Raw genomic sequence first — 19,191 nt, 5'->3', positions numbered from 1 at the left:
TCTTGTCGGACCGGCCGTCGCCGGCTCTGCTCTCTATTTAGCCCATCGACCGGGCCCCGTGCAGGCCATCCGCCATCATGCATAACGGAATTGCGGCTGCGCCGGCCTTGGCTTGCAGGCCTTTGCTTGCAGGCTTGGCTTCAGGTGCCGTCAGGCGCTGCGCGCAAGCACGCCGGAGAGGTCGTTGCGCAGCCATTCCGCGATCCGGGGCCAGGCATGGGCGTGGGTCCGCGCGCCCATGAACAGGCCGAGATGGTTGCTCGGTTCGGAGGCCGCGGCAACGAAAGCCGGCGGCGTGCCGACGAGGCTGGCGGTCGCGAGCGCCTGTGTGGCCGGCACGACATCGTCGTCGAGCCCGGCCAGCAGGAAGACCGGAGATTTGACGTTCTTCAGATCGATGGCGCGACCGAAAGCCGTGAAATTTCCGCCGGCGATGCGGTTCTCTCGAAAGATCCAGTTGACGACCTGGAGATAGTAGGTGCCCGGCAGGTTGAGCGTCTCGGTGTTCCAGCGGTCGAAGCGCGCGAGCAGGGCCGCGCCCTCCTCGTCCGAGAGGTCTTTCTGCAACGCCGCCGCGATGTCGTCACGGTCAGGCGCCTTCGACCAGACCCGCAGCATCTCCTCGCCGCTGACATTGCCACCGCCACGTGCGACGATCTGGTCGTAGACGATCTCGGGCGCGTTGCGGGCGAGTTGCGACAGCCTGGACTCGACCGAGAGGTCGACCGGCGCACCTGCCAGCACCAGCCGCCGCACCTTGGCCGGAAACCGCGCCGCATAGAGCAGCGACAACCAGCCGCCCTGGCACAGGCCGACCAGATCGACCGGCGAGCCGATCTCGTCGACAGCGACGTTGAGATCGCCGAGATAACTGTCGATCGAGAGATAGCGCATGTCCGACGTGGCCGAGCGCCAGTCGGTGAGATAGATCCGATCGATGCCGCCCTGCTGCAACGACTGCACCACGCTGTGGCCGGGCGCAAAATCGGCAATCAGGGCCCGGTGCAGCGCATAAGGCGCGCAGACCAAGGCCGGCTGACCGGATCGCGTGCGCGAACAATCGCGCAGCCGCATGGTGGCGAGCTCCAGCGCTGCAGTGCCGGGCGTGGTCCAGGGGAGTTCGCCCTCGCCCTGCTCCGCCGGGCCGCGCTCCAGCCACCAGAAGCAGGCGTCCATGGCAAGCCGTGCCGCCGCGAACGGCCAAAACACGGGGTCATCGGGGCCGCGCCCAGCGTCGCCGGGCTGTGGACCGCTCGTCCTCGCCACCATCACCGCATGATCCTCACAAGAATGCCTCCAGGCTGACGACGGAGATGCCCCGCTCCCTGAAGCTGTGATGGGTCGCTGCCACCGAGCCGTCGAGGTCGATGCCGCGGCAGGCGTCCTCGATCACGACGACCTCGAAGCCCGCCTTGCGCGCATCCTCCGCGGAAAAGCGGACGCAGAAATCGAGCGCCAGGCCGGCGACGAAAACCGTCCTCAGCTCGCGCTCGCGCAGATAGCCGAGCAGTCCGGTCGGCGTCTTGTGGTCGTTCTCGAACAGCGCCGAATAGGAATCGATGCCGCGGCGGAAGCCCTTGCGCACCACAAGGTTCGCGCGTGTGACCGCGAGCTCCCGGTGGAATTCGGCGCCGGCGGTGCCCTGGACGCAATGCGTCGGCCAGAGCACCTGGGTGCCGTAGTCGAGCTCGATGGTCTGGAACGGCTGCTTGCCCGCATGGTTCGGCGCGAAGGAGACGTGGTCGCCCGGATGCCAGTCCTGCGTCAGCACCACATTGGCGAATTTTTGGGCGATCCGGTTGATGGCCGGGACGACCTTCTCGCCCCCGGGAACGGCGAGCGCCCCGCCCGTGCAGAAATCGTTCTGCACATCGATCACCAGCAGCGCGTCGCGGTCGGTTATCTTCATCGCAAGCCCCATGTCGTCCGTCCGGCGCAATCGGCGCCAGCCGTCATCAATGTCGATCTTCCCACGCGGCTTCGCAACCTCCGACACGCGCAACAATGTCGCGCAAACGGCCGGCTGATCCCCGCGCCGATCTCCACCTGGATGCGACGCTTTGGCCTCGTCCGTGTTGACTAGCTGTACCCGAGGGCGGAATCTCTGATATCCGCGACGTGCGGATCGCGGCGAAGGCGTGGAGGAAAAGGGTTCCCGAAGCCTGCAAGGCTACGGGAGCCGGATGGTCATGAGTATCGGCAGGACAGGCAACATTCTTCTCGCCGATATCGGCGGCACCAACGCGCGGTTCGCGCTGAGCAACGGCGAGCAGATCGGCACCATCGACTATGTGAAGGTCGCGGACCATCCGACGGTCCGCGAAGCGATCGCCGACGTGCTGCGGCGGGCCGATAGCGAGAAGCCGGTCAGGGCCGTGCTCGCCGTCGCCGGTCCCGTCACCAACAACCGCTGCGTCATGACCAACAGCCCCTGGGTGATCGACGGCAACGAGCTCCAGCCGGCGCTCGGCTTCGAGAGCGTCCACGTGCTCAACGATTTCGAGGTGGTGGCCTGGTCCCTGCCCGCCTTGCAGCCGGCCGACCTGATTCCGCTCGGCGGCCAGGACGGCATATCCGGCGAGCCGCTTCTGGTGGTCGGACCCGGGACCGGTTTTGGCGTCTCCTGCCTGGTCGAGCGCCACGGCTCCCGGCTGGCTGTGGTCACTGAGGCCGGTCACGCGACGCTACCTGCCGAGAACGAGCGCGAGGAACGCGTGATCGCCGCCATGCGCCGGCGCTTCGGCCACGTCTCCATCGAGCGCGGCGCCCTCTCCGGCTCCGGGCTCCAATCCCTCTATGAGGCGATGGCCGAGGTCGATGAAGCCCAGGTGCCGCAACGCGATGCGGCCGGTATCACCAAGGCGGCGCTGGACGGGACCTGCGAGCTCAGCCGCGCGACGCTGGAGATGTTTTGCGCCATCCTCGGCTCGGTGGCCGGCAACCTCGCTGTAACCTTCGGCGCCAGAGGCGGCGTCTACATTGCCGGCGGAATCGTGCCGCGCTTTCCGGACTTCCTTTCGGCTTCAGCGTTCCGCGCGCGTTTCGAAGCCAAGGGGCGCTTCCAGGACTATTTGCGCAACATCCCGACCCGCCTCGTCATGAAGCCCGATGCAAGCTTCGTCGGCCTGAAGACGTTCGCCGACCACAATCTGGATTGAAACGCACCCGTTCGCGCATCTTCCGTTAAGCAATTCACAGCTGATTGCATCGTACGTGCGGTTCCACGTAGGATCGTGCTTGCCCCCTTGTTTCCGATGGGAAACAATTCGCGCCTGTGTGTGGCGTAGGTACGGGGGCGTGACATGCGTAAGCAGGATGTGGGCTTCGACTATCACCGTTATCACCGGCTGCTGACGGAGGCAGACGATGACGACAAGCGCATGGCGCTGATCGAGCTGTTGATCGAGGAGAAGGCCCGGGACCGGTTGGCGGCCCAGCGCGCCTCGGACCGCGCCGCGATGACGGCCCACACGATCGCCACGGTGCTGAGGGCCGGCCGCAACTAGCGCTTGCATGATCGGCTGCCGCGCAGCGACGAGTCTGCGATCAATTGCGATTCGATTAAGGATCTCTGGCAATCCTGTATCAAACTTTGTGCGCTACGGTTCCCCCACCTGATGCAATTCAGGATCAAACAGGGGGAATGAACATGAGCATGATTTCGCTCGCCGAAATGCCGGCTGCCGTCCAGACCCGGTCGATCGACTATTCTTTTAAAGCCATTATCATCTTCTGCGGCCTCGGACTTCTCGCCTCGTTCAGCCTGATGGCGAACGGCGTGGACCTCAGCGCCGGCCTGATGTGAGACACTGACGGACCTTCCGTCGCCAAATGGCCGCCCCTGTCGGGCGGCCATTTTCGTTTGACGACGTCTCGATCGATGACAATGTCAGTGTGCCGCCCTGGATCTGCGCCTGAGATCAGCGCCCTGGATCAGTGCCTTGGATCAGTGCGAAGCCTTGGCCGGTGCATCCGGAAACAGCGAGTCGATCATGATCTTGAGCTGCTCCATCGCAATCGGCTTGCGCAGGATCGGCCGGCGCCGGAGCAAGGACGGCAGCAATTCAGGCCCATAGCCCGTCGCGAACAGGAACGGCTTGCCGCGGCGCTCGATCAAATCGGCGACGGGATCGACGTAGACGCCCATCAGGTTGATATCGAGGATCGCGAAGTCGTACTGCGCCGTCATCGCAAAGGCGCTCGCATCGCGCACGTTGTCCGCTTCCGCAACGACATGGTGGCCAAGCTCCTCCACCATGTCGGCGATCATCATCCGGATCAACGCCTCGTCTTCAACCAGGAAAACGGAGAGTCCGTCCGCCATATCAACCCCGCAGCCAATCAAGCGGAGTTAAGCATACCCGATTTGCAAGAAAGATTCACGAATTCGTGGCCTCCAAATTCCACGAATACATGCAATCCGATTCAAGCTCGATCAATCCAGGCCGCGCTCGTGGCTGAGGCGAACCATCTCCTGGATGAACACCTCCTTCTGCTTGTCATCGAGGCTTGAGAACAACGGCTCGGCGGCATCGGCGACATTGCGCTGGTCGGCAGCGCGGTCGATCAGGAATTGCGACTCGTTGCGCATTTGCTCGATGATGTCGTCCGGCGGATCGCGCTTGGCCCGCGCGATGCGCAGGTTCAGCCGCTCCGCGCCATTGTGCCCGAGATAGTGCATTGCGCTGGAGAAGCCGAACCAGTGCTTCTCCTGATCGGGCGTGAGGTTCAGCTCGGTCTTGATACGCTCGATATAGGAATCGCTGTTGGCGACGATCTGGTCGGCGGTCAGCTGCGGCGTGCCGGGCTGGGTCAGGACGGTAACGTCCTTGTTGTCCTTATTCTCATTCTCCTTGGTGTCCGAGGGCGCGTTCTTGGCTTCCTTGGTCGCCTTGGCACCCTTGCCGCCTTTGGCGGTCTTGGCGTCCTTGTCCTTGGCGCCGCCGGGCTGCTTGGAGTCCTTGGCGGCATCCTTGGATGCGTCCTTGCTCGCGTCCTTGGCAGCCGGCGCCTGGCCACTGTTGTTGTTGACGCCGAGCACGCCGGTGAAGACGCCGACCACGCCGCCGATGGCGCCGCCGAGAACGCCACCGACGGGACCTGCCGCCTTGTTACCGGCCGCGGCCCCGTCCTGAACGCCCTTGACCAAACCTTGTGCATTCGCAACCGCGGCCGCGCCGATCAGCATCGTCAGCACGGAGCCGAGTGCGAGCCAATGCCGCAGGCCAAGCCGCACAGGCGGCGCGGGGGGGATGATTTGGGTCTTCATGTCGATCTGCTTGCCTTCCAGGAAACGGCAGGCCTCCTGCCGGTTGCAACTCTACCGTTTTCGCGACGCCGAGGTCTAGGCGCGGACCATCGCTGTCCCCGTTTGAAGGCCCTGTGGCGCGAAGCGGTGATGCAGGCTCATTCGGAACTGCGGCGTAATTGCGCACGGGATCGTCTCGAGCCGTCGCACGCGGAAGTGTGCGTCGCAATAAGAGTAGACGCAGCTCATCGCCGACAGAAGCGACGGGCATTCCGTACGCAACGTTAGTTCTAGAGCGCGAGGCTTCCGGCTTTCTCGACAGACGCAATCAATCATGATGTGATGGCGCTACCAATCTGGCCGCGTTTCCGGCGCGATTGACCGCCCGGAAACGACGGCGCGAACAAGAAACGCCAACCAACAAACGCAAAACAAACTCGGGAAATTCAGAGGAAATGACAGAACGATAAAACACACCAAGGCGAGGAAACGAGATGTCACGCAATAGACTGACGCGACGTCAATTTGTAGCAGCCACTGCAATGTCCTCCGCGGCGCTCATCGCAGCGCCCTATGTCCGAGGCGCCTACGCCGCCGGCAAGCTCTCGATCGGCCTGTGGGACCACTGGGTACCCGGCGCCAACGCTGCCTCCACCGACTTGATCAACGAATGGGCGGCGAAGGAGAAGGTCGAGGTTTCAATCGACTACATCACCAGCCAAGGCAACAAGCTGCTTTTGACGATGGCCGCCGAGGCGCAGGCCAAGTCCGGGCACGATATCCTGTCGTCTCAAATCGGCTGGCAGCCGCACGCCTATGACGACTTGCTTGAACCGGTCAACGACGTCATGGAGCCGATCGTCAAGCAGAACGGCGAGGTGAACGGCACGGTCAAGTATCTCGGCCAGGCCGGCGGCAAATGGCTCGCCGTGCCGGCGACCGCCGGCAGTCAGATCAAGGGCCCCTGCTCGCGTATCGACCTGATGAAGAAATACGCCGGCATCGATGTCCAGGAAATGTATCCGGCCGGTTCACCGCCCAAGGCCGACAACTGGACGATGGAGACGTTCCTCAAGGCGGCCGAAGCCTGCCAGAAGGGCGGCTTCGCCTTCGGCATCGGCCTTGGCACGACCCCGGACAACATCGACACCGCGGGCGCGATCTTCCAGTCGTTCGGTGCCGAACTCGTCAACGCCAAGGGCGACATCACCGTCAAGACCGACCAGGTCCGGCAGGCGCTGGAATTCTACAAGAAGCTGATCGCGGTGTTGCCGCCGGACGCCCCCTCCTGGGACGACGCCTCGAACAACAAATGGCTGATTGCTGGCAAGGGCGCGCTGATCATGAACCCGCCGAGCGCGTGGGCGGTCGCCAAGCGCGACGCGCCGCAGGTCGCGGAGCAATGCTGGACGCACGGCTTCCCGGCCGGGCCGAAGGGACGTTTTGCACCTTTCCAGCCGTTCTTCTGGAGCATCTGGAAATTCTCCAAGAACAAGGACGCGGCCAAGAGCCTGCTTACCCACCTGTCCCAGCCGTCGTCGATCGAAAAGTTCGTTCAGGTGAGCGGCGGCTACGATCTGCCGGCATACGCAAGCATGACGACGCTGAAGACCTGGGCCGAGGAAGGGCCTCCGAAGGGCACGCTCTATCACTATCCGAACCCCTACAATCATCAGATATTGTCGATTGCAGCCGCGCCGGCGCCACCAAAGATCGCGGAGCAGATCTATAATCAGGCGACGCTGACCAAGTTGGCGCTTCGTTACGCCAAAGGCGAGAAGATGGAAGACGCGCTCGCCTGGGCCGAGGGCGAGTGCGAGGGCTTCATGCGGAGCTGAGCCGGGTGTGTGCCGCGGTGGTTCACGCCTTCGGGCGTGAGCCGCCGAGGCCGCCTCGCGAAACCCGCCCGTCGATGCCGCTCGCCGCGCTGGCCTTCGGCGCCCTACGTCTTACGAAGAGGCTCGTGTCATGGCCGATGTCGTCGTTCAGCAAGGTCGTCTCGCCCGCGCTGCGAGCCCGCGCAAGGGGGCCAGTCTCCGCAATGTGCTCGGGCGCAAATCGACCGTGGCATTCCTGCTGACGCTGCCGCTGATCTTGCTGATCCTGCTGCTCGTGCTCTACCCCGCATTCTACTCGGTTTACCTGGCGACGCTGAACAAGGCGATGACGAAGTTCGTCGGCTTCGGCAACTTCACCTTCCTGTTCAAGCGCGAAACGTTCTGGATGGTGGTCAAGCAGTCCTGCATCTTCGCGGTCACCGCGGTGATCTTCAAGGCGCTGATCGGCTTCATCGTCGCGCATTTCGTCCACAACATCCCGGGCAAGAAGCAACGCAAATGGCGCGGCATGCTGCTGGTGCCCTGGGTGATCCCTCCGGCGATGAGCACGCTGGCCTGGCTCTGGCTGTTCGATCCCTCCTACAGCGCCTTCAACTACACGCTCTCCTTCTTCGGCGTCGGCCCGATCCCCTGGCTCGGTGACACCTTCTGGGCGCGCTTCTCCGTGATCCTCGTCAACGTCTGGTACGGCGCGCCGTTCTTCCTGATCATGTATCTGGCGGCGCTGAAGTCGGTCCCCGACCAGCTCTACGAGGCGGCGTCGATCGACGGCGCCAATTGGTGGCAGAAGATCTGGCACATCACCTTGCCGATGATGCGCAACATCATCGCCATCACCACGCTGTTCTCGCTGATCGTGACCTTCGCCAATTTCGACATCGTGCGCATCCTGACCGCGGGCGGGCCGCTGGATACGACCCATCTGTTCGCCACCTGGGCGTTCCAGGTCGGTATCCAATCGACCGACATTCCGCTCGGCGCCTGCGTCTCGCTGTTCATGGTGCCGATCCTCGCGATCGCGGCGGTCTTCATCCTGCGCGACGTCAACAAACGCGGAAACGAAGCCTGATGAGCACACTCACGATCGACAAGGCCGGACCGTCCCGCAAGCTCAAATACGGCAGCATGAGCCGGGACCGGGCCTGGGCACTGCGCTGGTCTTATTTCTTCCTCGTGTTGTTTGCGATCTTCTTCCTGACGCCGCCGATCTACATGCTGATCACCTCGCTCAAGAGCAGCGCGGAGATCTCGGCGGCGACCAATCCGTGGTGGGTGTTTCATCCGACGCTGTCGAACTATGTCGAGCTGCTGACCTCGAACCAGTTCCTGCGCTTCTTCTGGAATTCGGCGATCATCTCGATCGTGGTCGTGATCGTGACGATGCTGATCAGCATCCCCGCCGCGTTCGCGCTGGCGCGGATGAAGTTCTGGGGCTCGGCGACGCTCGCGACCGGCGTCTTCCTCACCTATCTCATTCCCGACAGCCTGCTGTTCATTCCGCTGTTCAAGATGCTCACCGTGATCCAGGACTTCACCGGCATCACGCTGCTGAACCGTTGGTATGTGCTGATCTTCGTCTATCCGACGCTGACCGTGCCGTTCTGCACCTGGATCATGATCGGCTATTTCGCCTCGATCCCGAAGGAGCTCGACGAGGCCGCGATCATCGATGGCGCCTCGTGGCTGCAGACCCTGCTGCGGATCTTCATTCCGGTGGCGCTGCCCGGGCTGATCGCCGCGACGATCTTCGCCTTCACGGTATCCTGGGCCCAGTTCCTCTATCCCCTGGTGTTCACCACGTCCGTGGACCAGCTCGTGCTGCCGGTCGGTATCACCACGACGCTGATCAAGGGCGACGTCTTCAACTGGGGGCAGATCATGACGGGTGCGCTGCTCGGCGCAGCACCACCGCTGATCATCTACGCCTTCCTGATGGACTACTACATTGCCGGCCTGACCGCCGGCGCGACAAAGGGCTGATGTCGAAAGGTTGAGGTTTTCATGGCTGACGTTGCATTGCGGAAGGTGGTCAAACGCTACGACGATGTCGAAGCGGTGCGCGGCATCGACCTCGATATCGCCGACCATGAGTTCATCGTCCTCGTCGGGCCGTCCGGCTGCGGCAAGTCGACCACGCTGCGCATGATCGCGGGGCTCGAGGACATCAGCGACGGCGACATCATGATCGGAGGCGACGTCGTCAACGACGTGCCGCCGAAGGATCGCGACATCGCCATGGTGTTCCAGAACTACGCGCTCTACCCGCACATGACGGTCGCGGAAAACATGTCGTTTGGGCTGCGGCTGAAGCACTACCCCAAGGCCGAGATCAAGGCGCGGGTGACGGAGGCCGCACGCCTGCTGGACATCACCGATCTGATCGACCGCAAGCCGAAGCAGCTCTCCGGCGGCCAGCGCCAGCGCGTCGCCATGGGGCGCGCCATCGTGCGCAATCCAAAGGTCTTCCTGTTCGACGAGCCGCTGTCCAATCTCGACGCCAAGCTGCGGGTGCAGATGCGCATCGAGATCAAGAAGGTGCACCAGAAGGTGCGCACCACCACCGTCTACGTCACCCACGACCAGGTCGAGGCGATGACGCTGGCCGACCGCGTGGTGGTGATGAACAAGGGGCGCATCGAGCAGATCGGCACGCCGAACGAGCTCTACCACAAGCCGGCGACACGCTTTGTCGCAGGCTTCATCGGCTCGCCCGCAATGAATTTCATCCCGTGCCGGCTGGAGGATGCCGCCGGCACGCTGCAGCTCCGCCTGACCGACCGTATCGCCTTTGCGCTGCCGCCGGCCCGCGCCGCGCGCTACAACGCGCTGCCGCGCACCGACAGGCTGCTGCTCGGCATCCGTCCTGAACACCTCACGGAATCGAACGCGCATCTGGAGCCCGGCGTCGAGACGTTCGACACCGTGCTCGACGTCACCGAGCCGATGGGGATGGAGACCCTGGTTTATTTCGGGCTCGACGGCACGCCGGTCTGCGGCCGTGTCAATCCCAATGCCGGCGCCAAGGACGGGGCTCCCATGCGTTTGGCGATGGACCTCAACAACATGCACCTGCTAAACGAGGAGACCGGGGTCGTGCTGTGACGCCGGCCAAGAAACGCAAGCAGGCGGGGAGCGATGGCGACCAACAAGAAGAAGATTTTCGTTACACAAACTTTGTCGCAGGGGGCACGAGCCCTCCTCACCCAGCGGGACGATATCGAGCTCGTCGAGTTTCCAAACCTGATCTCCGCGAAGGACTTTGAAGCTCTGCTGAAGAACCATGCGCCGGTTCACGGCGTGGCGCTCGGTGCCACCGCCTTCGGCGAGACCGAGCTCGAGGCGTCCAAGGACATGAAGGTGGTGACCCGCATCGGCGTCGGTTACGACGCCGTCGACGTGCCGGCCCTCTCCCGCCGCAAGGTGCCGCTGATGGTCGCGGGCAGCGCCAACTCGCCCTCGGTCGCCGAGCAGGCCCTGTTCATGATGCTCACTCTGGCAAAACGCGCGAATGAAATGCACGCCTGCGTCAAGGATGGCCAGTGGGCCAACCGGCTCGGCATGCTGCCGTTTGACCTCTACGGCAAGACCGTGCTGATCATCGGCTTCGGCCGCATCGGCACCCGCACCGCCAAGCGCTGCCAGGCGATGGAAATGAAGGTGCAGGTCTACGATCCCTACAAGCCCGCCGCCGACATCAAGGCCGCCGGCTGCGAACCGGTCTCTGACCTCGACGCGGCGCTGCCCAACGCCGACTTCGTCACCATCCACTGCCCGAAGACGCCGGAGACGGTCGGTCTGTTCGATGCGGCGCGGATCGGCCGGATGAAGCCAAGATCCTATCTCATCAACACCGCGCGCGGCGGCATCGTGAAGGAGGCCGCGCTGTACGACGCGCTGACTTCGGGAGCGCTCGCCGGCGCCGGCATCGACGTGTTCGAAGTCGAACCGCCGCCGGTCAGCAATGCGCTGTTCGCGCTGCCCAACGTCATCATGGCGCCGCACGTGGCGGGCGTGACCGTCGAGGCCGTGAGCCGCATGAGCGAGCAGACCGCGCGCAACATCCTGAGTGTGCTGGACGGCGATCCGATCCGGCAGAACATCATCAATCAGGACGTGCTGGGCTGAGGCAAATCCGAAGGCGGACGACTAAAGCGCGATGAACTATCATCGCGCTTTAGGTTATTGTTTGAACATGATCTTTTCGGAAAACCGCTACACACTTTTCCGGATCATGCTTCGTCCGCCCGCCTTCGGATGGCCAGAATGCGTCCCATTTTGGTGCAGATCGGGCCCCAACTCAGCCTTAATCAAACCCGCGTAATGTATCCGGCCGCGGCGGCAGTGGGACAGACTTGCCGGCCGCGTCGAGCTGGAGGATGGACACTTGTCAGAGATCGACCCGACCGACCAAGCGCTGGCGACCATCGCCAGCATTTTCGAGCGCCCCGAGCCCGTTCTCGTCGTCCGCGACACTGAGACCGAGACGGAAACGGAGGCTGCCGACGAGTATGCGATCGCAGACGAGTATGAGGTCGCAGACGAGCATCACACCTCCGACGATCATCAAGCCTCCGACGAGCATCCGATGGTCGAGGAGCAGCCGCTGGTACCCGACCACACCGATGCCGATGGCTACAGCAAGGTCGGGCCCGGGCCGATGGTCGCGATCCGCCTGAAATGGACCGTCCATCGCGGCGACGACGACCAGTACTACGTGCACGAAACCATCGGCGAGCAGTCCGCTCCCGTGGTCAGCGGCCCCATGACGAGCGAGGCCGCCGTGCATTTCGTCGACGAACACGAGAGCGAGGCGCATCGGCGCTTCGAGCTGTTGCGCAGCGAGATCGCCGGCCGCAGCTCGCTCGCCGACTACGAGCGCAAGGGCGAAGCGTAACGACTTCCGGCCCTATCTCTCCGTGCACCTCTCCCCACTGGGGAGAGGTGGAAATTGCGCCGCCTACTACTTCCTTCCCAAAAAGTCCTTCTTCACGAGTTCGACGCCCGCGTGCCGCAACAGGTCGTACGCGGTCGTGACGTGAAAGAAGAATTGCGGGACGCTGTTGGTGAGCAGCAGCGTCCGCCCGGTGAAGGGCAGCTCGGTCCCGTTCTTCAGCCTGAAGAACACCTTCAGCTCCGCCGCCGCATCGATCTCGGCACGCGGCAGGCTTTCAATGAATTCGATTGAGGTGGCGATCCGCGCCTGCAGCCCGGCCATGTCGTGCTCGAGCGGAGGCAGCACGACCGGTTCGCACTGCGCCAGCAAGGCCGGCGCGATGGTGGCATGGCGGCAGGCCTCACCAATCTGCTGCGCCAGATCGTACATGTTCGGCGCCATGCGCATCCCGAGCAGGACCGCCGGATTGAACTTGCGGGTCTCGGCATAGGCAACGCCCTTGTCGAGCAGCACCGACAGGTTGCGCAGGTAAGGCACGAACAGGCCGACCGAGGCCTCGTACATCGAGATCGTCACTTCAAGATTCCCTTCAATTTCCGTCTCGCCAGAAACTGGCATCTGGTCTAAATCCACGTTCAAGGGCTGCACAATGACAGCTTGGGCTTGGGTGGAAAAGACTTGGGTGGAAAAGAGATGACCGTTCGAATAACCGTCCGAATCCTGGCGGCTTTGGCCGCGATGTTGCTGGCAGGCCTCTCGGCGCAGGCGCAGCAGCCAGCACCTTCGCGCCTCGACGAGATCATCAAGCGCGGCACGTTGCGCGTCGGCATGACCGGCGACTACAAGCCTTTCACCTATCTGGACAAGGCCACGCAGCAATTCAGCGGATTTGACGTCGACATGGCGGAGGCGCTGGGCAAGGCGCTCGGCGTCAGGGTCGAGTACGTCGCCACCGCCTGGCCCAAGCTGATGAAGGATTTCGAGGCCGACCAGTTCGACATCGCGATGGGCGGCGTCTCGGTCACGCTCGACCGCCAGAAGAAGGGCTACTTCACGATGCCGATCATGCGCGAGGGCAAGACGCCGATCGCGCGCTGCGCCGACGTCGGCAAGTATCAGAGCATCGCCGATATCGACAAGAAGGGCACCCGCGTCATCGTCAACCCCGGCGGGACCAACGAGCGTTTCGCGCGCGCCAACGTCAAGGACGCCGACATCACGGTCTTCCCCGACAATACCGCGATCTTCGACGAGATCGCCAAGGGCAACGCCGACCTGATGATGACGGATGCTTCCGAGACCCGCTATCAGCAGAAGCAGCATTCCGGCGTGCTCTGCGCGGTGCATCCAGACAAGCCGTTCGACTTCTCGGAGAAGGCCTATTGGCTCCAGCGCGACATGGCGCTGAAGGCTTTCGTCGACCAGTGGCTGCATATCTCGATGGAGGACGGCAGCTACAAGAAGATCTACGCCGCCTGGTTCGATTAGAGCTCGTTTTCCAGCGAAGTGGGTACCGGTTCGCGCAAAGAAAACGCGTCAAAACTAAAATCTAAAGTCCCGTCCCGGACGGGACTTTAACCCGCGGCCTCCTGTCGCTAGCCACTCGCCAAACTTTGGACCGGCTCCAGGGCTATTGAACCCGGAACCGCTGGAGGACGACTCATACCGTGACAGTGATCTAGATCACTTTTCGCGATCGAACCGGGGCGTAAGCGTCGGTGTGGGGACCACCTGTTCGGGAGATGGAAATGAGGAAATGGTTGGCCACGGCCGCATTCCTTTTGCTGGCGAGCACCGCTGCGCAGGCGCAGTACACCTTCGAATATGGCGGACGCACCATCCGCATCGATCCGGATCGCGGCACGGTGCAGATTCCCGGCGTCTACGACAACACCGGCCAGGGCAAGGCCAAGAAGGCCAAGAAGAACGACACCAAGCCGGACCAGCAGGCCCCGCAGCAGGCCAAGGTCGATCCGCAAACGCCGGCCGCTCCCCCGCCGGCGCCGGCTCCTGCTCCTGTCGCCGCGCCCCCGGCGGCCGAACAGGCTCCTGCCCAGACGCCGGCGCCAGCGACAGCAGCGCCTGCCGCCCCGCCAGCTTCTCCGGCCACCACCGCCAACAACGCGCCGGCTGAAGATGCGATGGTGCCGCCGCCTCAACCGGCTCCGAGCGCCGTCCCGACGGTGGCCGCGGTACCGCCGGCACCTCCGCCGCTGGCTCCCGCCGTCGCAGCCGCGCCTCCGGCGCCGCCCGCGCCAGCTTCCCCGGCTCCGGCGCCGTCGCCTGCCCCCGCGCCCGTTCAGTCCGCCGCCGTCGCACCGCCAGTTCCGGCGGCAGCGCCCGCGCGCGATCTCAATTCACCACTCGGCGTCTGGCTCACCGAGGAGAAGGAAGGCAAGGTCCGCATCGAGCAGTGCGGCAATAACCTCTGCGGCTATTCGGTCGACAGCAAATCGAACCAGAACGGCGAACAGGTCCTGATCAACATGAAGCCCGGCAAGGACCAGAAATGGTCCGGCCGCATCCTCGATCCCAACACCGGCTCGACCTACGACTCGACGATCTCGCTGAAGGCAGGCGACCGCCTGCGTGTGCAAGGCTGCGCCTTCGGCGGCATGTTCTGCGGCGGCCAGACCTGGACGCGCGTGAACTAGATCCGCACCCCCATTTTCTTCGAGAGACAAGGGGCCCGTGATCCGGGCCCTTTGCTTTTGCCGGCAATGTCGTTGCGATGTGCGTCACCTCACAGAGAACCCTTCGCGCGTGACAGCCCTCACATCGCCGGTTCCGCGCCCGTGACACGATCCTCGCATGGTCAACCCCAAGGGGCGCGTCATGAACGGATTTCGCAAAGGACTCTTCGCCACCATCATCGCCATCGCCTTCCCGCTCACGCAAGCGGATGCCGCGGGCTCGACTTTCGACGGCACATGGAATGTCCGCATCTCGTCATCGAGCGAGACCTGCGGCAACGGCGCGACTGTCGCGATCGGCATCAGCAACGGTCAGATCGCGTCGAGCAGCGCTGCGGTGACAGCGTCGGGCCGCGTCGCGGATGCCGGTGCCATCAACGTCAGCCTGAGCACCGGCATCAAGCACGCCGTCGGCTACGGCCGGCTCAGCGGCACCTCAGGCTCCGGCACCTGGCGCGGCGCCCTGTGCTCGGGCACGTGGACGGCGGAGCGGATGTAGGTCCAGGCCGAGGATGGGTGACGCATCGCCCCAGGGCGATGCGTCTTGTCGGAAAATGGCGCTAGCCGAGCGGCGCGCCGTATTCGGCGTCCGTCACCGGCTCGAGCCAGGTCGAGAACACGCCGTCGAGCGCTTCCTGCATGGCGATGTGGCACATGCTGTTGCCCGGCGAGGCGCCGTGCCAGTGCACTTCATTCGGCGGGATCCAGACGGTGTCGCCGGGACGGATTTCCTTGACCGCGCCGCCCTTGGTCTGGACGCGGCCGACGCCCGAAATCACGTAGAGCGTCTGTCCAAGCGGATGATGGTGCCAGTTGGTGCGGGCGCCCGGCTCGAACGAGACGCGCGAGACGTTCAGCCGCGCCGGTGCCGGCGCCATGTTGATGGGGTCCTGCAGCACGGTGCCGGTAAAGTTTTCCTTGGGCGCGCGGCGGGTCGGCCGCGTGCCTGCGAGCGTGATGTCCATGGGATACCTCGTTTCCTGTTACTTCTTGCTGGCGGCGTAGCGCGCCTTGGTCTCTGCGTTCATGGGATAGAGGCCCGGCAGCACCGCGCCGTTGTTCACCTCGTTGACGATCCAGGCTTCCATCCGCTCCTGCTCGACGCCCTCATTGAGCACGTGCTCGAGCATCGCCTGCGGGATCAACACGCAGCCGTCCTGGTCGGCGACCACGATGTCGTTCGGGAACACGGCAACACCGCCGCAACCGATCGGCTCGCCCCAGCCGACGAAGGTCAGGCCCGCGACAGACGGCGGCGCGGCATAACCGTCGCACCACACAGGAAGGTTGGTACCGAGCACGCCCTCCACGTCACGCACTACGCCGTCGGTGACGAGCGCGGTGACGCCGCGCTTCATCATGCGGGCGCAGAGGATGTCACCGAAGATGCCGGCGTCGGTGATGCCCATGGCATCGACCACCGCGATGCAGCCTTCCGGCATCGCCTCGATCGCAGTGCGGGTCGAGATCGGCGACGACCAGGATTCCGGCGTCGCCAGATCCTCGCGCGCCGGCACGAAGCGCAGCGTGAAGGCAGGGCCCACCAGGCGCGGCAGGCCCGGGCGCAGCGGGCGCGCGCCGCGCATCCACACGTTACGCAGGCCCTTCTTCAGCAGGACCGTGGTGATGGTGGCAGTGGTGATGCCGGCGAGGGTCTTGCGGGCTTCAGGGGACAGCGACATGGAAACAGACGAGCTCCGGATGGGCGGGAAAGAACGCGCGCATCTTGCGAGCCGGACGCTTGCCGTCAAGGCCCAAAGCTCTGACGAGAACGCGGCCCAGCCGGGCTGTTATGCGACGCGATAACAAGGCTTTATCGCCACCCCTTGCATTAATTTATTGGACTTGCGGGCGCATTTACGCGAAGCAAGGTGACGCGGAACTCAAGGCCGAGCCCGCGCTTTTCCAAAGGCCCGATTTCGAAATCTCATGGCCGCGACGCTCCCCCCGCCCCGCCTTTTGCCCAGTGGCGACAGCGCCGTCACGGTCGAGTTCAGCCGCACCATCGACGACGCCGCCAATGAGCGCGTGCTGGCGCTCGACAAGGCCCTTGCAGCTGCGCCCATCGAGGGCATATCCGAGACGATCCCGACCTACCGCTCGCTGCTGGTGCATTACGATCCCGGCAGGATCGGGTTCGACGCGCTCGGCGAAAAGCTGCTCGCGATCGCCAGCCAGCCGCTGCCGCCCACGACGAAAGCGCGGCGCTGGCGCATTCCCGTCGCCTATGGCGGCGAGCACGGCATCGACCTCGAGGACGTCGCGAAAGCGCTGAACACCACGCCCGACGATATCGTGGCCCGCCACGCCGGCGGCGATTATCGCGTCGCCATGATCGGCTTCACGCCGGGCTGGTCCTATCTCAGCGGCCTCGACAAATCCCTGCACATGTCGCGGCGGGAGAGCCCGCGGCTGTTCACGCCTGCGGGCACAATCTCGATCGGCGGAATCCAGGCCGGCATCCAGTGCCTGGCCGCGCCGAGCGGCTGGCATCTGCTGGGCCGCACGCCTGTTAGAACCTATCAGCTCCACCGGAATCCGACCTTCCTCACCGAACCCGGTGATCGCGTGACGTTTTTCGCGATCGACCACAAGTCATTCGAGGAGCAGGACCGCGCTGCGGAAGCCGGCGAGATCATTGCGGAGCGGGTGGACGCATGAGCAGGCTCGTCGTCGCCAGCATCGGTCCCGCAAGCTCTGTCCAGGACGGCGGGCGTCACGGCGCGCAGCGCTACGGCCTGACGGTCAGCGGCGCAATGGACCGGCTGGCGCTGGCCGCGGCGAACACGCTGGTCGGCAACGAGCCGTTCGCAGCCGCGGTCGAGATCGGCCCATTTGGTGCCACGTTCACGGCCAAGGACGGCGCCGTGCGCGTCGCCGTCGCGGGCGCGCCGCGCAACGCCGACGTCGCCGGGAAACCCGTCGCGATGGACACGTCCGTCACGCTGAAAGACGGCGAGACGCTAACGCTGGGCTTCGCCCGCGGGGGCGCATTCACGTATCTGGCGATCGAAGGCGCCATCACGGGCGAGCTGGTGTTCGGCAGCCTCGCGGTGAATGCCCGCGCCGGTCTCGGCAGCCCCTACCCGCGCCCGCTCCAGGCCGGCGACGAATTTACGGTCGATGCCGCGAGCGGTGCACCCGAACTGCGGATCGAATTGCCGAAGCCGGTGAGCGGCCCGATCCGCGTCGTGCTGGGGCCGCAGGATGACGAGTTCGACGACGCCAACAAGGCGCTGTTCCTCGACAGCGAGTGGAAGATCTCGGCGACCTCCGACCGCATGGGCTACCGGCTCGAGGGCCCGGCGATCAAGCATCTGCACGGCCACAACATCGTCTCCGACGGCACCGTCAACGGCAGCATCCAGGTGCCCGGCAATGGTTCGCCGATCGCGCTGATGATGGATCGCGGCACCTCCGGCGGCTATCCCAAGATCGCAACCGTGATCACGGCCGATGTCGGCCGACTGGCCCAAACCTCGGCCGGCACGGCGTTCCGCTTCAAGGCCGTCACCATGGCCGAGGCGCAAGACGAGGCGCGCAAATTCCAACAGCTGATCCGCACCCTGCCCGATCGCCTGCGTTCGTCCGACACGGTCGAGCTCAACATCGAGGCGCTGAGCGATGCCAACGTCGCGGGCTATGCGGTGAGCGCGGTGGATGCCGGGACCTGGCAGGTGACGGCCGAGCCGTAAACGACAAGACCAAAGGCGGAGAGCAGCCATGAAGACGATCGATCTCAATTGCGACCTCGGCGAAGGTTTTGGCGCGTGGGAGATGGGCAACGACGCCGCCATGATCGACCTCGCAAGCTCGGTCAATGTCGCCTGCGGCTTCCATGCCGGCGACCCCGACATCATGCGGCGGACGGTGGAGCTGGCGAAAGCGCGCGGCGTCTCGGTCGGCGCGCACCCTGGATATCGCGACCTGCACGGCTTTGGCCGGCACCCGATCGCGGGCCTGAAATCATCCGAGATCGAGAACCTCGTCGCCTACCAGATCGGCGCGCTGCAGGCGATCGCCACCGCGGCCGGCCACAAGGTGACGCATGTGAAGGCGCATGGCGCGCTCTCCAACGTCGCCTGCGAGGACGACATGACCGCGAAGGCGATCGCTGCCGGCATCAGGGCGGTCGACCCCAGCCTGATCTTCGTCGTGCTCGCCAACTCGAAACTGGTGAAGGCCGGCGAGGACGCGAACCTGCCGATGGTGCACGAGGTGTTCGCCGATCGCGCCTATGAGGACGACGGCAATTTGGTCTCGCGCAAGAAGCCCGGCGCGGTGCTGCACGATGCCAAAGCCATTGCCGATCGCGTGGTGCGCATGGTCCAGGACGGCGCGGTGGTGTCGGTCACGGGCAAGGTCATCAAGATGCGCACCGATACGGTCTGCATCCACGGCGACACGCATGGCGCCGTCGAGATCGCACGCACGTTGCGTCAGGCGTTGAAGGATGCGGGCATCGAGGTCGCGCCGTTCAAGCGCGGGGCGTGAGGCACATCAGGTGCCGCTGAATCT

Annotated in this window: 22 protein-coding genes; 15 read left to right on the top strand and 7 right to left on the bottom strand. The window is 64.4% G+C overall.

The window, feature by feature from the left end; genetic code table 11:
• Positions 1 to 150: 150 nt before the first annotated feature.
• Both QA645_RS21870 and pncA read right to left on the bottom strand, forming a co-directional pair.
• Positions 151 to 1,269 carry an alpha/beta fold hydrolase gene (locus tag QA645_RS21870; RefSeq protein WP_283053009.1) on the bottom strand — a complete coding sequence of 373 codons (1,119 nt, stop codon included), beginning with the start codon at positions 1,267 to 1,269 and terminating at the stop codon, positions 151 to 153.
• A 13-nt stretch (positions 1,270 to 1,282) separates the two neighbouring features.
• Complete coding sequence (gene pncA / locus QA645_RS21865) at positions 1,283 to 1,921, bottom strand: bifunctional nicotinamidase/pyrazinamidase (protein WP_283053289.1); 639 nt, start codon at positions 1,919 to 1,921, stop codon at positions 1,283 to 1,285.
• Positions 1,922 to 2,189: 268 nt separating this feature from the next.
• On the opposite strand from pncA, the gene glk reads away from it, so the two are divergent.
• From glk to QA645_RS21850, 3 genes are all read left to right on the top strand, one after another.
• Complete coding sequence (glk, locus tag QA645_RS21860) at positions 2,190 to 3,158, top strand: glucokinase (RefSeq protein WP_283053007.1); 969 nt, start codon at positions 2,190 to 2,192, stop codon at positions 3,156 to 3,158.
• A gap of 144 nt (positions 3,159 to 3,302) precedes the next feature.
• Positions 3,303 to 3,506 carry a hypothetical protein gene (locus tag QA645_RS21855; RefSeq protein WP_128966278.1) on the top strand — a complete coding sequence of 68 codons (204 nt, stop codon included), beginning with the start codon at positions 3,303 to 3,305 and terminating at the stop codon, positions 3,504 to 3,506.
• Between the two features lie 137 nt (positions 3,507 to 3,643).
• Positions 3,644 to 3,805, top strand: coding sequence for a hypothetical protein (locus tag QA645_RS21850; RefSeq protein ID WP_283053680.1), 162 nt, complete (start codon positions 3,644 to 3,646; stop codon positions 3,803 to 3,805).
• A 141-nt stretch (positions 3,806 to 3,946) separates the two neighbouring features.
• Here QA645_RS21850 and QA645_RS21845 read toward each other — a convergent pair whose 3' ends face one another.
• Both QA645_RS21845 and QA645_RS21840 read right to left on the bottom strand, forming a co-directional pair.
• A complete protein-coding gene (locus tag QA645_RS21845; RefSeq protein ID WP_254131515.1) occupies positions 3,947 to 4,324 on the bottom strand; it encodes a response regulator in 378 nt (125 codons plus the stop codon).
• Between the two features lie 111 nt (positions 4,325 to 4,435).
• On the bottom strand, positions 4,436 to 5,257 hold the full coding sequence (locus QA645_RS21840) for a Spy/CpxP family protein refolding chaperone (RefSeq protein ID WP_283053287.1): 822 nt from the start codon (positions 5,255 to 5,257) through the stop codon (positions 4,436 to 4,438).
• Between the two features lie 485 nt (positions 5,258 to 5,742).
• Here QA645_RS21840 and QA645_RS21835 point away from each other — a divergent pair, with 485 nt between their 5' ends.
• From QA645_RS21835 to QA645_RS21810, 6 genes are all read left to right on the top strand, one after another.
• The gene (locus tag QA645_RS21835; protein WP_283053005.1) at positions 5,743 to 7,086 is read left to right on the top strand and encodes an extracellular solute-binding protein; all 1,344 of its coding nucleotides are present in this window, start codon (positions 5,743 to 5,745) and stop codon (positions 7,084 to 7,086) included.
• Positions 7,087 to 7,216: 130 nt separating this feature from the next.
• On the top strand, positions 7,217 to 8,155 hold the full coding sequence (locus QA645_RS21830; RefSeq protein ID WP_254131517.1) for a sugar ABC transporter permease: 939 nt from the start codon (positions 7,217 to 7,219) through the stop codon (positions 8,153 to 8,155).
• A complete protein-coding gene (locus QA645_RS21825; RefSeq protein ID WP_254131518.1) occupies positions 8,155 to 9,066 on the top strand; it encodes a carbohydrate ABC transporter permease in 912 nt (303 codons plus the stop codon). Before QA645_RS21830 ends, QA645_RS21825 begins: the two co-directional genes overlap by 1 nt.
• A gap of 21 nt (positions 9,067 to 9,087) precedes the next feature.
• The gene (ugpC, locus tag QA645_RS21820; RefSeq protein ID WP_283053002.1) at positions 9,088 to 10,188 is read left to right on the top strand and encodes a sn-glycerol-3-phosphate ABC transporter ATP-binding protein UgpC; all 1,101 of its coding nucleotides are present in this window, start codon (positions 9,088 to 9,090) and stop codon (positions 10,186 to 10,188) included.
• Between the two features lie 33 nt (positions 10,189 to 10,221).
• On the top strand, positions 10,222 to 11,211 hold the full coding sequence (locus QA645_RS21815) for a hydroxyacid dehydrogenase (protein ID WP_283053000.1): 990 nt from the start codon (positions 10,222 to 10,224) through the stop codon (positions 11,209 to 11,211).
• Between the two features lie 259 nt (positions 11,212 to 11,470).
• Positions 11,471 to 11,980, top strand: coding sequence for a hypothetical protein (locus QA645_RS21810; RefSeq protein WP_283052998.1), 510 nt, complete (start codon positions 11,471 to 11,473; stop codon positions 11,978 to 11,980).
• 66 nt (positions 11,981 to 12,046) lie between these two features.
• Here the strand turns inward: QA645_RS21810 and QA645_RS21805 are convergent, their stop codons facing one another.
• Entirely contained in the window at positions 12,047 to 12,544 is a 498-nt protein-coding gene (locus QA645_RS21805; RefSeq protein ID WP_283053285.1) for a DUF1993 domain-containing protein, read from the bottom strand.
• Positions 12,545 to 12,673: 129 nt separating this feature from the next.
• Between QA645_RS21805 and QA645_RS21800 the strand changes: the two genes are divergently transcribed.
• The 3 genes from QA645_RS21800 (at position 12,674) to QA645_RS21790 (ending at position 15,172) form a co-directional block, all read left to right on the top strand.
• Positions 12,674 to 13,468 (top strand): transporter substrate-binding domain-containing protein, encoded by a 795-nt coding sequence (locus QA645_RS21800; RefSeq protein WP_283052997.1) that lies wholly within the window; start codon positions 12,674 to 12,676, stop codon positions 13,466 to 13,468.
• A 260-nt stretch (positions 13,469 to 13,728) separates the two neighbouring features.
• A complete protein-coding gene (locus tag QA645_RS21795) occupies positions 13,729 to 14,634 on the top strand; it encodes a DUF2147 domain-containing protein (RefSeq protein WP_283052995.1) in 906 nt (301 codons plus the stop codon).
• Between the two features lie 181 nt (positions 14,635 to 14,815).
• A complete protein-coding gene (locus QA645_RS21790; RefSeq protein WP_254131524.1) occupies positions 14,816 to 15,172 on the top strand; it encodes a hypothetical protein in 357 nt (118 codons plus the stop codon).
• 61 nt (positions 15,173 to 15,233) lie between these two features.
• On the opposite strand, the gene QA645_RS21785 is transcribed toward QA645_RS21790, so the two are convergent.
• Both QA645_RS21785 and QA645_RS21780 read right to left on the bottom strand, forming a co-directional pair.
• Positions 15,234 to 15,638 (bottom strand): cupin domain-containing protein, encoded by a 405-nt coding sequence (locus QA645_RS21785; RefSeq protein ID WP_254131525.1) that lies wholly within the window; start codon positions 15,636 to 15,638, stop codon positions 15,234 to 15,236.
• Positions 15,639 to 15,656: 18 nt separating this feature from the next.
• Entirely contained in the window at positions 15,657 to 16,355 is a 699-nt protein-coding gene (locus tag QA645_RS21780) for a ribonuclease activity regulator RraA (protein WP_027536148.1), read from the bottom strand.
• Positions 16,356 to 16,602: 247 nt separating this feature from the next.
• Here QA645_RS21780 and pxpB point away from each other — a divergent pair, with 247 nt between their 5' ends.
• Genes pxpB through QA645_RS21765 form a run of 3 tightly spaced genes read left to right on the top strand, consistent with a single transcriptional unit; the run spans position 16,603 to position 19,167 of the window.
• Positions 16,603 to 17,334, top strand: coding sequence for a 5-oxoprolinase subunit PxpB (gene pxpB / locus QA645_RS21775; RefSeq protein ID WP_283052992.1), 732 nt, complete (start codon positions 16,603 to 16,605; stop codon positions 17,332 to 17,334).
• The gene (locus QA645_RS21770) at positions 17,331 to 18,368 is read left to right on the top strand and encodes a biotin-dependent carboxyltransferase family protein (protein WP_283052991.1); all 1,038 of its coding nucleotides are present in this window, start codon (positions 17,331 to 17,333) and stop codon (positions 18,366 to 18,368) included. The genes pxpB and QA645_RS21770 overlap by 4 nt, the downstream gene beginning before the upstream one ends.
• Positions 18,369 to 18,396: 28 nt before the next feature.
• Positions 18,397 to 19,167 carry a 5-oxoprolinase subunit PxpA gene (locus tag QA645_RS21765; protein WP_234685658.1) on the top strand — a complete coding sequence of 257 codons (771 nt, stop codon included), beginning with the start codon at positions 18,397 to 18,399 and terminating at the stop codon, positions 19,165 to 19,167.
• Positions 19,168 to 19,191: the final 24 nt, after the last annotated feature.

It is taken from the genome of Bradyrhizobium sp. CIAT3101 (genome assembly GCF_029714945.1).
GTDB lineage: Bacteria > Pseudomonadota > Alphaproteobacteria > Rhizobiales > Xanthobacteraceae > Bradyrhizobium.
This window is presented reverse-complemented; position numbering and strand designations above follow the sequence as displayed.

What these genes read in the sequence shown, in the direction of transcription:
- QA645_RS21790 (WP_254131524.1), top strand. Translation starts at nt 14,816, where the DNA reads ATGAACGGATTTCGCAAAGGACTCTTCGCCACCATCATCGCCATCGCC.
- QA645_RS21765 (WP_234685658.1), top strand. Translation starts at nt 18,397, where the DNA reads ATGAAGACGATCGATCTCAATTGCGACCTCGGCGAAGGTTTTGGCGCG.
- QA645_RS21780 (WP_027536148.1), bottom strand. Translation starts at nt 16,355, where the DNA reads ATGTCGCTGTCCCCTGAAGCCCGCAAGACCCTCGCCGGCATCACCACT.
- QA645_RS21770 (WP_283052991.1), top strand. Translation starts at nt 17,331, where the DNA reads ATGAGCAGGCTCGTCGTCGCCAGCATCGGTCCCGCAAGCTCTGTCCAG.
- pncA (WP_283053289.1), bottom strand. Translation starts at nt 1,921, where the DNA reads ATGGGGCTTGCGATGAAGATAACCGACCGCGACGCGCTGCTGGTGATC.
- QA645_RS21870 (WP_283053009.1), bottom strand. Translation starts at nt 1,269, where the DNA reads ATGGTGGCGAGGACGAGCGGTCCACAGCCCGGCGACGCTGGGCGCGGC.
- QA645_RS21825 (WP_254131518.1), top strand. Translation starts at nt 8,155, where the DNA reads ATGAGCACACTCACGATCGACAAGGCCGGACCGTCCCGCAAGCTCAAA.
- QA645_RS21815 (WP_283053000.1), top strand. Translation starts at nt 10,222, where the DNA reads ATGGCGACCAACAAGAAGAAGATTTTCGTTACACAAACTTTGTCGCAG.
- QA645_RS21835 (WP_283053005.1), top strand. Translation starts at nt 5,743, where the DNA reads ATGTCACGCAATAGACTGACGCGACGTCAATTTGTAGCAGCCACTGCA.
- QA645_RS21850 (WP_283053680.1), top strand. Translation starts at nt 3,644, where the DNA reads ATGAACATGAGCATGATTTCGCTCGCCGAAATGCCGGCTGCCGTCCAG.
- glk (WP_283053007.1), top strand. Translation starts at nt 2,190, where the DNA reads ATGAGTATCGGCAGGACAGGCAACATTCTTCTCGCCGATATCGGCGGC.
- QA645_RS21795 (WP_283052995.1), top strand. Translation starts at nt 13,729, where the DNA reads ATGAGGAAATGGTTGGCCACGGCCGCATTCCTTTTGCTGGCGAGCACC.
- QA645_RS21785 (WP_254131525.1), bottom strand. Translation starts at nt 15,638, where the DNA reads ATGGACATCACGCTCGCAGGCACGCGGCCGACCCGCCGCGCGCCCAAG.
- pxpB (WP_283052992.1), top strand. Translation starts at nt 16,603, where the DNA reads ATGGCCGCGACGCTCCCCCCGCCCCGCCTTTTGCCCAGTGGCGACAGC.
- ugpC (WP_283053002.1), top strand. Translation starts at nt 9,088, where the DNA reads ATGGCTGACGTTGCATTGCGGAAGGTGGTCAAACGCTACGACGATGTC.
- QA645_RS21830 (WP_254131517.1), top strand. Translation starts at nt 7,217, where the DNA reads ATGGCCGATGTCGTCGTTCAGCAAGGTCGTCTCGCCCGCGCTGCGAGC.
- QA645_RS21805 (WP_283053285.1), bottom strand. Translation starts at nt 12,544, where the DNA reads ATGTACGAGGCCTCGGTCGGCCTGTTCGTGCCTTACCTGCGCAACCTG.
- QA645_RS21845 (WP_254131515.1), bottom strand. Translation starts at nt 4,324, where the DNA reads ATGGCGGACGGACTCTCCGTTTTCCTGGTTGAAGACGAGGCGTTGATC.
- QA645_RS21800 (WP_283052997.1), top strand. Translation starts at nt 12,674, where the DNA reads ATGACCGTTCGAATAACCGTCCGAATCCTGGCGGCTTTGGCCGCGATG.
- QA645_RS21855 (WP_128966278.1), top strand. Translation starts at nt 3,303, where the DNA reads ATGCGTAAGCAGGATGTGGGCTTCGACTATCACCGTTATCACCGGCTG.